The following is a 12,137-nucleotide window of genomic DNA, read 5'->3' on the forward strand; positions in this document are numbered from 1 at the left end:
ATTGCTCATCTGGGGAGAAACTGTCGATGACAATCGGCCATAGCAAATCTATGGCATGGATATCTGTTAAACCGGCAATGATAACGCCCGGCTGCTGTTTTTGCTAGGAGGTAGGCTCAGAACCCATTTCTCCTATCAGCACGGTATGGGGATGTTCACCATGCCCAGTGCAGTTTCAATTGCTGTGTATAAACTTCCTGAGTCAATATTTCCCGTACCGGCAAGGTCAAGAGCAGTTCCATGATCAACAGAAGTCCTTACGATTGGAAGTCCAAGGGTGACATTGACTGCCTGCCCAAAGCCCTTGTATTTGAGTACAGGTAATCCCTGGTCATGATACATGGCTAATACTGCATCAGCTTGTTTCAGTAGTTTCGGGTTGAACAGGGTATCAGCGGGCAAGGGGCCCGTCAGGTTCATTCCCTGTGCTCTGCAATTCTTCAGAACGGGAATAATGGTCTCAATCTCTTCCATCCCCAGGTGTCCACCTTCACCGGCGTGGGGGTTCAGCCCGCATACAAGAATATGGGGAGAACTAATCGCAAACTTATCCTGTAACTCTCGATGGAGAATGTGAATGACTTGAGTAAGAGAGTGATGAGTAATGGCTGAAGACACCTGCGAAAGGGGGAGGTGTGTGGTTGCCAGAGCGACTCTTAATCCCTCTGTAGCCAGCATCATCACCACTTTTTCAGTATGTGTCTGGTCAGCAAGAAACTCTGTGTGGCCACTGAATGGAATTCCTGCGCTATTGATAACTTCTTTGTGAACCGGACCTGTCACCATTCCGTCGAAGAGGTCATTCAAGCATCCCTGAAGCGCAAGCGTCAGTGTATCAAGAACATATTCGCTGTTAGCAGGGTTCACTGAACCTGCTATCGCGGTGGTGGCCATAGAAACGGGGGCTACCAGAAGGGTATTTTCTCTGGAAGGCTCTCTTATATTTGGATTAAAGAATTGAAAGTCAACCAAAAGGCCCAGCTGCTTTGCCCGTTGTGCCAGCAACTCCGGGTCAGCAGCTATTACTAGCTGTACAGGTTTTGAAAATTGATGCCGTTGTGTTGCCAACATCAGGCAAAGATCAGGGCCGATGCCAGCAGGTTCCCCGGAAGTTATTACCAGCCGGGGGATGGGGTTGATAAAGTCAGCGGAGACGGTCATATCAGAGCTGAATCTCAACGTAGGCTTGATCGCGGATCTCCCGAAGCCAGACTTGCAGCTCCTCTTCAAACTTGCGATTGCTGAGCAGTTCCCTTACCTGGTTACGGCGTACCTGAGTACTGATGTCAGACTGTCGCTTACCCAGCACTTCAAGTATGTGCCAGCCGTAGGTAGTGCGGAATGGTTCACTGACCGTCTTTTCAGGAATGATGTTCATTACAGTCTGGAATTCAGGAACCAGTGTTTCAGGAGAAATCCATCCCATATCACCGCCGTTAAGTGCAGAAGCGGTATCATCAGAATACGCTTTCGCAAGCTCACTGAACGGTTCGCCCGCGTTAATCCGCTCATACAGTTTCTTGGCCTGCATCTGCGACTCCAGGTTACTGCGAATCTCGTTAGGCTTGATCAGAATGTGCCGGACATGAATCTGACTCTGAACTACTTTTTCATTGCCACGGGTATCCATCAGTTTGAAAATATGGAAACCGGCTGGGCTGCGGATAGGTGCGGATGTCTGTCCTTTGGACATTTTAATCGCCTGTTCGGCAAACAGGGTGGGCAGCTGATCAGCTTTTCGCCAGCCAAGATCGCCTCCTTCCAATGCATTCTGTCCTTTGGAATTAGCAATCGCCATGGCCTGAAAATCAGCTCCCTGACGAAGTTGTTTGGACAGATCATTAGCACGCCGTTCTGCACTCTGGATTTGATCTGGCGTTGCATTATCGGGAGTTGCAATCAGGATATGGGCCAGACGGTATTCAGTCTGCATTTGAGCCAGACCTTCAGGAGAGCTCAGGAAGTTATCGATTTCCTGTTCGCTGACCTGAACACGTTGGGCAACCTGACGCTGACGAACACGGTTAAGAATCATTTCACGGCGGATTTCTTCACGAGCCTGACTGAATGACAGACCATCGGCTTCCAGGTTTTGCTTGAATTCTTCAAGAGTCATCTGATTGCGTTGGGCAATACGGGCAATAGCATCATTTAATGACCAGTCATCAATACGAATTCCACCGCGTTTGCCCATCTGGATCTGAATGTTTTCCAGAATCAATTGTTCCAGTACTTGCTGCTTCAGGACATCTTCCGGAGGCAGGTTGATATTTCTGGACGAGAGCTGTCGATGCACGGCCTCAAGACGCGCGTCAAGCTCACTCTGCATGATGACGTCCTGGTCAATTTTGGCAACGATGCGATCCAGTTCTACCTTGCGATCCAGTTGTGCCCGATTCGAGCTGACAAGTTTCTGAGCGTTTTGAGTCGCCCCAGTTGATTGTGCATAAACTCCACCACTGCTGAAAGTCAGCAGGCACAGGGAAGCCAGTGCAATGCGTTTCAATCCCTTCATCATCTACTTCTCATCCCCTGCGTAACCTTTAATACCTTTGAGATACTCTTTCGTAGCACCACTTGTCAGATCCCCAAGCCCTCTCAGGACAAACTGGAGAAATATACCACTTTTGCTGTTGGGGTGATCAATGTTGTCATCATCATCGACCCACTTACGCCACAGAACACGAACCTGATAACAGCAACTGTTATATTCGACTCCGGATAAGATCTCAAGGTTCCGCTTATTGGTTAAGTCATACTGCCAGCGACCCATTGCAGACCAGTTGTTGGATACAGGCCATGCAACAGAGAGGTCAGTCTGGCTTAGATTGTTGTCTGTGGTCAGGTATGTACCCGGGTTATTTGGGTCATCGACATAGCCGTTCTGTTCATTTTTTACATACCGGTCAGCCTGACGCAGATAGCGATAACCGGCGTTCAGTACCCGACGATCACCCGGCTTGTATTGATAGTAAAGGCCATAGCTATCCAGTTCATTGTTGCTGGTATCCCACATTAAGTCCTGACGGACATTCATGGTATGGCTTATGTTATAGACCAGTTCGGATGCCAGTGGGGATACCGAATCCTTCATATCTTCTTGAAGCCGTTTAGCCTCATCATTTGGGTCGGTGTCCTGGTCCTGGTCAATGATGCCCGGATCAATACCTGCATTAGGGCTGATCCACAACTGGCGGTCTTCAAAATAGATGATTTGACCAACGCCAAAGCGAACACGCTCAAACCCATCATCTTCTATCAACCGGGTTGTCAGACCAAGGGAAAGCTGGTTGGCATCACCCAGCCGATCGTACCCAGAGAAGCGACTGTCACGCCAGAGTGAGTTGTAGTTGAAGTTCATCAATGCCGTATCAAAGACCGGGTTCATCTCCTGTCCCTCTTTGTAGGGGGAATAGAGATACTTCATTCTAGGCTCAAGGGTATGGATGAACTCTGTGCCTCCGATATTGGTGAAGCGGTCAAAGTAAAGTCCACTGTCAAGACTGAAAGTTGGTACAGTCGTCTTGGGTGACTCGGTATAATCTGTTGAGGTGAAGTTACCGTAGGCACTATTGAGATCGGTGATTACATCCGTTTCACTTAAGTCCGTCAGTCGGTATTCAACATGTTGAACCTTCACCGCTGGGCGGATAAAAGCATAGCTCCAGTCAAAAGAATAGCCTGCCCCAGTTTCCAGATAGAGCCGTTCACCGTTTGCTCTCTTGATGCCGTAACCTGAGTCGTAATTACTCTGGTAAACACTGTCTGATGGGTTTACCAGAGTTTCATTCACGTAATGCCAGTTATCATCACGAGTGAATTTAGTGTAGTCGGCCACATAATTGAGGCTCAGGCTGCTACTGGCCAGCCAGTTGCCAGACAGTTTGATTTGTGGAAGTTTGTTATAGGGATCATCTGCCGTCTGGTTCATGTTCTGGTATTGGTGAGCATCCAGACTCAGCTGCCAGCTGTGGTTGGTATCGCCACCCAGATAGCGGGTACCTACCCGCTGGTTCAGTGGTGAATTGGCAGAAAGGTTGAGACTGGTGCTGAAGTCATCCAGATAGTTTTTATCACTGGCTTTTGCATAATCGACTTCTGCCACCCAGTTGCTGGTTAAATCGGTTTTCTGACGATAGTTAATCAGCCAGCGGTAGTCATTGTAATAGGGATTCTCTTTTTTCAGTTCATCTTTATCCAGCAATCCGGAAAGTCCCAGCTCACCCTGAGTGTTGCCTACGAGATAGCGGAATTCATTCTCCAGCATGAATCCCCGTTTGCTCATATATCTGGGTGTCAGGGTTGCATCATAGTTTGGCGCAATGTTCAGGTAATAAGGAATGGAGAAATCCAGGCCGTTATCACTGCTTTGAGAAAGAGTAGGGTATAGAAAGCCTGATTTTCTTCGGTCATCTATGGGGAAGGACAGGTATGGTGTATAAAGGATTGGCAGTCCCTGAACACGAACAACAGCGTTTTTAGCCAACCCCTGTCCACTGTCCATATCAAGAGTGACGTTTTGCCCTGATAGCTGCCAGCCCTTATCGCCTGGAGGGCAGGTCGTATAGGTTGCATCTGCCAGCTCAAGGGTCGAATCTTCATTACGTACGATGCGTGAAGCACTACCACGGGCTTTCTGCTCATGCATCACATAAGCGGTGTTTTCAAGGGTTGCCCGCCCACTGTCCATCTGCAGGTCGCCTTTATCACCGACCAGCAAAATACCATTTTCACGAAAGCGGACGTTGCCTTCGAACTGTCCGTAGTTTCGGTTTTTGTCCAGAGAGGCCATGTCACTTTCAAATTGGCGACTCCCCTGGCGAACAGTTACATCTCCTTTGAATTTTGCAACTGACGCTTTGTCATAACTGGACTCATTGGACTCTGCAACGATTGGGGCTTTATTCGTATCCCCCTTGTAATCTTTGCCGGGTCTGGGGGGCTCAATATAGGCGCCACAGCTGTAAAATGGCTCAGCTGTCTGACGTTCCGGCGAGAGCTGGTCGATTGGCTGCCAGTCCAGATGTTGTTTCAGTGGTTTGCTTTGTTGTACGACTTCAGACGTTTTTTGTACTGTTGTTTTTTTCCGCGTTCTGGCCTGTTGTTTACCCTTTGGCACTGGCTGTGCAGACAGTGATTGAGCCGTTAGTGGGTCGCAGGTCCACTGGCCATTACTGAGTGTCTGGCAATACCATTCACCTTGTTGCCTTTCTGGGGTTTCTACAGCTATAGCATTTGAGACTGGCTGACTGGCCATAATGCCGGTAGCAATAGCCAGAGTCAGGGCTCTTGGTGTAAACGGTAGATGATGCAGATGCATGTCCATAAGCTCAGCAATCCTGGGGCAACGTTCTTGTTTGGAAAATCTGGCGAAGAAAAGGCTGGATTAAAATAAAAATACTCTGTTGTCTATTTACAGACATGAACAATGTATTTTTACTATTCCTCACTGACATGGCGACAGAGTTAGAGACAGATAGCACTTCATGTTCAGTTTCGAAGGCTTTGATGCTCTCTGCGAGATGTATGAGGTGGCTTTTCATGAAAATAAATTTGCTCGTTCTACGGGCTTCTTGTCGGCATATAAACCGTTTTCAGATCAATTGAATTACCGGTGGAGAATACTTGGCTTAACCGGTTATCCGCCATGCAGCAGGATTAATGCAGCAAAAAGGTTTCATCTGATCATGTGCAAACTGCATCAGAATCGGAATATTCTATATCCATTTGCAAAGGAAATGCAGTGTTAAATCCACCGGAAACTCTGAACATGGGTACTTGAAATGTCAAATAACCCAAGCATATATATTGTCCGGACAGGTAAGCTGACTGCTTGAAGATAGAAGCCTTAGCATCAATAGGCCAGAATAACTCTCTGTGATAGTCTTGAGTATTGATCGACACTGCTTAACAGGAAGCAAAAGCGTTGGCCACAACAATTTCAGAGCTTCAGACGGCTCCTGGGGTTCAGTCTGAAGAATCTCTACGCCGGGAACAACTGGCACAATGGGTTGTCTCAGTTCTATTGAGCAAAAATAACCCTTCATTTGATGCAGGTATGGCTTGTGAAGGTGCTTCAATGCCTTTGCAGGCTATTGGCAGTGATGCTGGTTTTCGAAACTATTATCGGGTTCAGACGCCTGAGAGAACGCTGGTGGCAGTAGATGCCCCTCCGGCAACTGAAGACTCTCATGCCTTTGTAGAGATAGCCCGACGCTGGAAAGCGGGTGGTGTGCATGTTCCTGAAGTGTTTGCTGTGGATTATGAGCATGGCTTTATGCTTCAGGAGGATCTGGGGGATGCTCCAATGCAGATTTTGCTTCAGAAAACTACTGCTGACCAATACTACCTGAAGCTTCTGGAAACGTTGGTGCTTATCCAGAAACAGCCGCCTGATAACCTGCCTCCCTATGATGAAAAGCTATTACGCTTTGAACTGTCTCTCTACCCACAGTGGTTTCTTGGGGATCTTATGGGGATTAAAACTGAGCAGCCACAGTTATCAAGCCAACTGAATGATCTGTTTTCCTCGCTGGTTTCAAGTATGCTTGAGCAGCCGCAAGGTACAGTCCATAGAGACTACCACTCCCGAAATTTGATGATGACCCCGAATGGGAGTATCGGGGTTATTGACTTTCAAGGGGCCCTTCATGGGCCGTTGCTGTATGATGTCGTGTCGTTACTGCGGGACTGCTATATATCCTGGCCTGAAGAAAAAATAGATCTCTGGTTTTCCTCTTTTATGGTGCACCATCCGGTGTTGGCCGCTCATGATCCTGAACAACTTAAAGCATGGTTTGATCTTACTGGGCTGCAGCGTCATCTGAAGTGTCTGGGTATCTTCTCCAGACTATGGCTGCGAGACGGAAAGTCAGGTTATCTCAATGATATTTCAAGAACCCTGGGGTATGTATTGTCGGTATGTCACCGATATCCCCAGTTTAAGGAACATGCCGAATGGTTAGGGAAGCACGTTGAGCCGTTTGTGCATCAACGGCTCCAACAAGTGATGGAGGGTGCCAGTGTATGAAGGCCATGATTCTTGCCGCAGGTTATGGCAAAAGGCTCAGGCCCATTACCCTATCGATTCCGAAACCACTGGTGCCGGTAGTGGGAAAACCACTGATTACCTATCATATCGAGCGTCTGGCTGAGGCTGGTTTCAAGCAGCTGGTCATCAATCATGGCTGGTTGGGAGAAAAAATTGAGGAGGCGCTTGGCTCCGGCTCCGGTTGGGGGGTCAATATACAGTACTCCCCTGAAGGAGAGCCTCTGGAAACTGGTGGTGGTATTTTACGAGCGTTACCTCTGCTTACAGAAGAGCAGCCTGAAAAACGTGATGACCCTTTTATTGTTATTAACGGGGACGTTTATACGGATGTGGACCTGGAGAGCTTGAGCCTTCCCGATGGAATGCTTGCCCACCTGGTTATGGTGAATAATCCAGACTTTCATCCTGAGGGTGACTTTTGTCTTGATGAAGGGATTCTGGTTGAAAAGGACTCGTTACCACAAAGGTCTGGACTAACATTCAGTGGTGTCAGCATACTGTCACCACGTTTATTCGACGGGTATGAGGCAGGGGAAGCCTTTTCCCTGGCTCCTTTACTAGTGGATGCCATTAAACAGGGCAGGGTCAGTGGTCAGCACCATAGTGGGTTCTGGACTGATGTCGGCTCCATTGAACGATTACAGGCATTGGAGGATTACCTTCAACATCAGTATCAGGACCAGCCCAAAAACCAAAACAATCTTCAAGATCAGAGCAGGACTTCATGACCGCAATAGTAATTGGTGCGTTGGTTGGGTTTATGACCGGTGGACCCTTCGGTGCTATTTTGGGAGCGTTTGTTGGTTCCTGGGTTAATCGGACATTCTTAGGAGGTCAGGGAACAGCCGGTTTTGGAGCTTCTGCCGCCTATCGACAAAAAGCACAGACCGCCTTTTTCAGGGCCACTTTTCTGGTGATGGGGAGGGTTGCAAAAGCAGATGGTCGTGTCAGCGAGTATGAGATAGAAACTGCCCGAGCCATTATGCACAATATGCGCCTCTCGGAAGACCAGCGCAGAATGGCAATTGAGCTTTTTAATGAAGGGAAGAAACCCTCTTCTGATATTGAAGGTGCTCTCAGGGCTTTTCGTGAGGTTGCCGGGGCGAGCACCCTGATTCCCATGTTTCTGGAAATTCAGCTTTCTGCAGCCTATGCGGACGGAGGGTTGAGTGCTTCAGAGCAGGCCGTTTTCAAACAGGTCTGTGGCATTCTTGGGGTCGGGAATTTTGCTTTTGACCAGATCCATAAACGGTTCATTGCCCAGAGGGAGTACTACCAGCAAGGTGGATACTACTCAGGGTCTGGTGGAGGTCGGGCATCATCTGGAATGGATCTGAAACGGGCCTATGATGTTCTGGGAGTATCAGAAAGTGCTTCAGATGCTGAAGTAAAGAAGGCTTACAGAAAGCTGATGAGTGAGCATCATCCAGACAAATTGGTGGCTAAAGGATTGCCTGAGGAAATGATGGAAGTGGCAAAGGAAAAAACTCAGGAAATTCAAGGCGCTTACGATCAGGTTCGTGCTTCTAGAAAGGGCAAATAACCCCGTAACAGCTCTTAATTTCGCTATTTTTCTAGCAGCTGGACTGAGCTCCAGCTCCTTTGAGGTATTGATTCAGGCCTGTACTCTTTGAATTGGGAACTTTCTTAGAAATTAATTGACTAAATGAACAATTAACCATTCATTTCAATTATTTTTCTGGAGGCCAGGGCTGTGATTTATTCGAAGCGCAAACAGTTTATGTACTGGTACGTTCCAGCAGCTACCAGAGTAAATCTAGAGTCCAACAGACCTGTGGTTTATTGCTTTTCAGAGTTCCGCAGGAAGGTGAGAGGTGCGTTACAGAGAAAAAGGAAGTACCTTATTTTCAAAGAGATCAATGAGTTTTCTACTTCCATTGTCGAAAGAGCTGTGCATCCTTCTGCTTAAGGTGATGCCCTTTTTCTTTTTTAATGATCCTTCTTTTATTGCTCCTTCTCCCAAAGAATTATTAGACCTGTAAAAAGTTTCACTCCCATATCAATAAATCGGCTCTGAAAATCTGTTTTCAGAGCCACTGCTCTTGTTCATGGATGACTATACTCCTGCTGTTTCAGCCATATGATTAACCAGAGGTTGTTTTATTCGGGAGGTTATCCACCAGATCAATGCACAACTTCTCCAGAAAAAAAATCCACAGCACCAGCTCTTTAATCAATACCAGCTGGCGTGTCGAAGAGTCTCGTAGAACATACAATATTCAGCACTGGGGTCAGGGGTATTTTGATATCAGCCTCAGTGGAAACGTTACTTTTTGTTCGCAGGAAAAGCAGCTGGATATTGAACTGAATGAAATTGTAAAAGAGTTATTGGGGCAGGGGGCTTCACTGCCTGTCTTGATTCGATTCCCAGAAATTCTCAGGCATAGAGTACTCACTTTGTGTCATGCATTTAATCAGGCCATTCACGATCATGCTTATGCAAATCGCTATCTGGCTGTGTATCCCTTAAAAGTTAACCCGCAGCGAAGTGTTGTAGAGACCATTATAAACAGCCAGTCTTTATTGAAGGATAAGCAGCTGGGGCTGGAAGCTGGCAGCAAACCTGAATTGATGGCTGTTCTGGCTTTTGCAAGACAAACCAGTGCAGTGATTATATGCAATGGGTACAAAGATCGGGAGTATATTCGTCAGGCTCTCATCGGGGAGAAAATGGGATGTCAGGTTTATATTGTTCTGGAAAAGTTTTCGGAACTTGAGCTTGTACTGGCTGAAGCGCAAGAGCTTGGTGTGAGCCCGAGATTGGGGTTAAGGGCAAGACTGAATTCGAAAACGAAAGGAATGTGGTATGCAAGCGGGGGAGAGGGGTCAAAGTTTGGTCTGACCACGGCACAAATTATCAGTGTTATAAGTCGGCTGAAGGATGTGAATCAGCTGGGCTGTCTTCAGTTATTGCATTTTCATCTTGGATCTCAGATCACCAATATCAGAGATGCCAGTCAGGGTATCAGTGAATGTGGTCGTATATATATTGAGCTTTACCGCATGGGGGTGCCCATTCAGTGGATTGATATTGGTGGAGGGCTGGCTGTTGATTATGAAGGAACACGAAGCCAGAGTGAATGTTCCATGAATTACAGCCTTTCAGAATACGCCAATAGCGTTATTTCGATTATCGGTAGTCTGTGTCGACAAAGCAAAGCCCCTGAGCCGGGCATTATTTCCGAGTCAGGTAGAAATTTGACCGCTCACCATGCTGTTTTGGTCACAGATATTGTGGGTGTAGAGCGTCATCAGGTAGGGCCTTTTGAGAAACCGGCCATTGATAGCGCCTATCAGTTTCAAAATCTCTGGATGTCATGGGTTGAGCTATCGGAAAATAATGGGCAAAGAGCGCTTGTTGAAATTTATCATGACATACTTCGTAATCTTGCAGAAATTCATGCCGGTTTTGAAACGGGAATCGTCAGGCTTGAAGAAAAAGCCTGGGCAGAGAAGATGAGCCTTGGCATCTTTCATAAATTGATGAAGTGTCTCAGTTATAAAAACCGGTCTCACAGGGGGCTGATTGATGAGCTGAGTGAGCGGTTGGCGGATCGTTTTTATCTGAATTTTTCACTGTTTCAGTCATTGCCAGATGTATGGGGGATGCGTCAGGTATTTCCAGTGCTACCTTTGTCTCATTTGGACAGGCCGTTATCTCGCCGTGCTTATATGCTTGACATTACGTGTGATTCTGATGGAGTTATAGGCCAATATGTTGATGGTCAGGGGGTCGAAAGAACGCTACCAGTGCCGGAATGGAGTCAGAAATATCCCTATTACATAGGGATATTTCTGGTTGGTGCTTACCAGGAAATCCTGGGTGATATGCACAATCTTTTTGGAGATACGGATTCTGCCTCTGTGGAAATCAGTGCTGATGGAAAGGTTCAGGTCAATGAATTATATAAGGGCAATAATGTTGAAGATGTGATGCGATATGTGGACCTGAAACCTGATCATTTTTTTCAGGCCTATCAGCAAATGGTCTTTGATAGCCTGGAAGAGGCGCAGCGTTCTGCTGTATTAGCTGAGCTTGAGTCAGCTCTTAAGGGTTATACCTACCTGACAGGTTCTCAAACAGATACAAAAAAGTCTTATTAGGATAATAAGGAGTAAGGAAGTGACAACTTTGGGTAAAAAAGCGGATTACTCTCTCTATTCCAACGCTTTTGGTTTTCTCAGACAACCACTGGATTTTGATCCGATCAACAGTGATGCCGATTGGATAGTTACCGGGGTGCCTTTTGACCTGGCTACGACTGGTCGAAGTGGTAGCCGTTTTGGTCCCGAAGCTATTCGCAAGGCATCAATCAACTTGGCCTGGGAGTCGCCACGTTGGCCGTGGGGGTTCAGGCTAAATGATTACCTTTCCATCGCTGACTGTGGTGATCTGGTCTTTGAAGCAGGAAATGCCAGTGACCTGTGTGAGTCACTGCAGTTGCATGCTGAGGCAATACTGGCAGAAGGTAAAAAGATGCTGACCCTTGGAGGAGACCATTTTATCACCTTGCCACTGCTTCGTGCCCATGCAAGACAATTTGGCCCGCTGTCGCTTATTCATTTTGATGCTCATACGGATGATTATGATCAAGGGGGACCGTATGATCATGGCACCATGTTTTATCATGCTGTGCAGGAAGGACTGATCAATCCTGAGTCCTCTGTTCAGATCGGTATACGTACCCATCATGATCAGAAAAATACGCCCTTTCAGGTCTTTGATGCGGGATATGTCAACGAGGCGCCCATCTCAGAGATTATTGACCGGGTTCATATGACCGTATCACATCGTCCTGCTTACCTGACGTTTGATATTGACTGCCTGGATCCCGCTTATGCGCCGGGAACAGGAACTCCGGTTTGTGGTGGCCTGACATCAGACCGTGCCTTGCAGTTAGTTCGCGGATTACAAGGGCTTGATATTGTTGGAATGGATGTGGTGGAGGTTGCTCCAGCATATGATAGTGCAGACATTACTTCACTAGCCGCCGCGACGGTGGCATTGGATATGCTCTACATTCAGGCTTCCAGTAAAATTGATTGCTGACTGAATGTTGATTTA

8 protein-coding genes are annotated in these 12,137 nt (G+C 47.2%); 5 read left to right on the forward strand and 3 right to left on the reverse strand.

All coding sequences use genetic code 11. The features are described 5' to 3' along the window. Positions 1-135 precede the first annotated feature (135 nt). Genes pdxA through ACOCLE_RS00835 form a run of 3 tightly spaced genes read right to left on the reverse strand, consistent with a single transcriptional unit; the run spans position 136 to position 5,326 of the window. Entirely contained in the window at positions 136-1,161 is a 1,026-nt protein-coding gene (gene pdxA / locus ACOCLE_RS00825; RefSeq protein WP_419535117.1) for a 4-hydroxythreonine-4-phosphate dehydrogenase PdxA, read from the reverse strand. A gap of 1 nt (position 1,162) precedes the next feature. Next, positions 1,163-2,518, reverse strand: a complete 1,356-nt coding sequence (locus ACOCLE_RS00830) for a peptidylprolyl isomerase (RefSeq protein WP_419535118.1) — start codon at positions 2,516-2,518, stop codon at positions 1,163-1,165. Further along, positions 2,519-5,326, reverse strand: coding sequence for an LPS-assembly protein LptD (locus tag ACOCLE_RS00835; RefSeq protein ID WP_419535119.1), 2,808 nt, complete (start codon positions 5,324-5,326; stop codon positions 2,519-2,521). A 600-nt stretch (positions 5,327-5,926) separates the two neighbouring features. On the opposite strand from ACOCLE_RS00835, the gene ACOCLE_RS00840 reads away from it, so the two are divergent. From ACOCLE_RS00840 to speB, 5 genes are all read left to right on the forward strand, one after another. Next, positions 5,927-7,030 (forward strand): aminoglycoside phosphotransferase family protein, encoded by a 1,104-nt coding sequence (locus tag ACOCLE_RS00840; RefSeq protein ID WP_419535120.1) that lies wholly within the window; start codon positions 5,927-5,929, stop codon positions 7,028-7,030. Further along, the gene (murU, locus tag ACOCLE_RS00845; RefSeq protein ID WP_419535121.1) at positions 7,027-7,779 is read left to right on the forward strand and encodes an N-acetylmuramate alpha-1-phosphate uridylyltransferase MurU; all 753 of its coding nucleotides are present in this window, start codon (positions 7,027-7,029) and stop codon (positions 7,777-7,779) included. Before ACOCLE_RS00840 ends, murU begins: the two co-directional genes overlap by 4 nt. Further along, positions 7,776-8,594, forward strand: a complete 819-nt coding sequence (gene djlA, locus ACOCLE_RS00850) for a co-chaperone DjlA (protein WP_419535122.1) — start codon at positions 7,776-7,778, stop codon at positions 8,592-8,594. Before murU ends, djlA begins: the two co-directional genes overlap by 4 nt. A 605-nt stretch (positions 8,595-9,199) precedes the next feature. Next, positions 9,200-11,176 carry a biosynthetic arginine decarboxylase gene (gene speA / locus ACOCLE_RS00855; protein ID WP_419535123.1) on the forward strand — a complete coding sequence of 659 codons (1,977 nt, stop codon included), beginning with the start codon at positions 9,200-9,202 and terminating at the stop codon, positions 11,174-11,176. A gap of 19 nt (positions 11,177-11,195) precedes the next feature. Further along, positions 11,196-12,122 carry an agmatinase gene (speB, locus tag ACOCLE_RS00860; RefSeq protein WP_419535124.1) on the forward strand — a complete coding sequence of 309 codons (927 nt, stop codon included), beginning with the start codon at positions 11,196-11,198 and terminating at the stop codon, positions 12,120-12,122. The last annotated feature ends 15 nt before the right edge of the window (positions 12,123-12,137 follow it).

This window comes from Endozoicomonas sp. (assembly GCF_965196975.1).
Lineage (GTDB): Bacteria > Pseudomonadota > Gammaproteobacteria > Pseudomonadales > Endozoicomonadaceae > Endozoicomonas.

Bases quoted from the DNA above. Each gene is read 5' to 3' on its own strand.
- murU (WP_419535121.1), top strand. From the start codon at position 7,027: ATGAAGGCCATGATTCTTGCCGCAGGTTATGGCAAAAGGCTCAGGCCC.
- pdxA (WP_419535117.1), bottom strand. From the start codon at position 1,161: ATGACCGTCTCCGCTGACTTTATCAACCCCATCCCCCGGCTGGTAATA.
- djlA (WP_419535122.1), top strand. From the start codon at position 7,776: ATGACCGCAATAGTAATTGGTGCGTTGGTTGGGTTTATGACCGGTGGA.
- ACOCLE_RS00830 (WP_419535118.1), bottom strand. From the start codon at position 2,518: ATGATGAAGGGATTGAAACGCATTGCACTGGCTTCCCTGTGCCTGCTG.
- ACOCLE_RS00835 (WP_419535119.1), bottom strand. From the start codon at position 5,326: ATGGACATGCATCTGCATCATCTACCGTTTACACCAAGAGCCCTGACT.
- speA (WP_419535123.1), top strand. From the start codon at position 9,200: ATGCACAACTTCTCCAGAAAAAAAATCCACAGCACCAGCTCTTTAATC.